At 61.6% G+C, this 1,260-nt stretch carries 1 protein-coding gene; it reads right to left on the bottom strand.

The features are described 5' to 3' along the window. Nucleotides 1–961: type I glyceraldehyde-3-phosphate dehydrogenase (gene gap, locus V7Q81_RS01380; RefSeq protein ID WP_333839628.1), on the bottom strand; the 961-nt coding region annotated here is incomplete at its 3' end. Nucleotides 962–1,260: the final 299 nt, after the last annotated feature.

Below are 1,260 nucleotides of genomic sequence, written 5' to 3'. Positions count from 1 at the left end.
AGCCCCACTCGTTGTCATACCAGGCCAGGGCTTTAACGAAGGTGCCGCCGGTCACCTTGGTGAGGGTCGCGTCGTACACGCTGGAGGCCGGGTCGTGGTTGAAGTCCATGGACACCAGGGGCTCGTCGCAAACTTTGAGGATTCCCTTGAGCTCGTTCTGAGCCGCGTCCCTCATCGCCTGGTCGATTTCTTCCTTACTGGTTGGCCGCGCCACCACGCAGGAGAGGTCCACCAGGGAGACGTTGACGGTGGGCACGCGGATGGCGAATCCGTCCAGCTTGCCGGCGAGTTCCGGCAGCACCAAGCCCACGGCGGCAGCGGCGCCGGTCTTGGTGGGAATCTGGGACTGGGTGGCCGAGCGGGCGCGGCGCAGGTCTTTGTGGTACACGTCGATCAACACCTGGTCGTTGGTGTAGGAGTGGATGGTGGTCATCAGGCCATGGACCACGCCGATCTTTTCGTGCAATACCTTTACCAGCGGCGCCAAGCAGTTGGTCGTGCAGGAGGCGTTGGAGATCACGGTGTGGCTCGCCTTGAGCACACCGTGATTCACCCCGTAGACCACCGTGGCGTCCACGTCCTTTTCCCCAGGAGCCGAGATGATGACCTTCTTCGCTCCCGCGGCGAGATGGGCCGAGGCCTTCTCCTTGCTCGTAAAAAGGCCGGTGCACTCGTGCACCACATCCACGTTCAATTCTTTCCAGGGCAGGTCTGCGGGGTTTCTTACGGAGAGCACGCGGATCCGATCACCGTTCACCACCATGGCGTCTCCGTCCACCTTGACCTCACCCGGGAACTTGCCGTGCACCGTATCGTAACGGGTGAGATGGGCATTGGTCTTGGCGTCGCCCAGGTCGTTTACCGCCACGATCTGGATGTCCTTGCGGCCGGATTCGTAGAGGGCGCGCAGGATGTTGCGGCCGATGCGGCCGTAGCCGTTGATGGCGACTCGGATAGGCATGGAAACTCTCCCCTGGCTAAAGCGAAAACTTTTATTTTAACGCAGCAAAGCGTGCGCAGGCCCTCCTCGCCCTTTGCCGCCAGCGCCGTGTATGTGCGCGCCGACCGCTCTGGTGGCGCCCTCGCTCACAGCACCGACTTCACAACTTTCACCACGTTTTAGCTCCGGCTTCACCTTGGCCTCGCGGCAAAGGTGAGCCTGCGCTGAAACTCAAGTGCCACACCCAACCAGCCGCAGCCAATACCGCCCTCGCTCACAGCACCGACTTCACAACTTTCACCACGTTTTAGCTCCGGCTT

The organism is Pelomicrobium sp. (genome assembly GCF_036803785.1).
In the GTDB taxonomy this organism is placed as follows: domain Bacteria; phylum Pseudomonadota; class Gammaproteobacteria; order Burkholderiales; family UBA6910; genus Pelomicrobium.
This window is presented reverse-complemented; position numbering and strand designations above follow the sequence as displayed.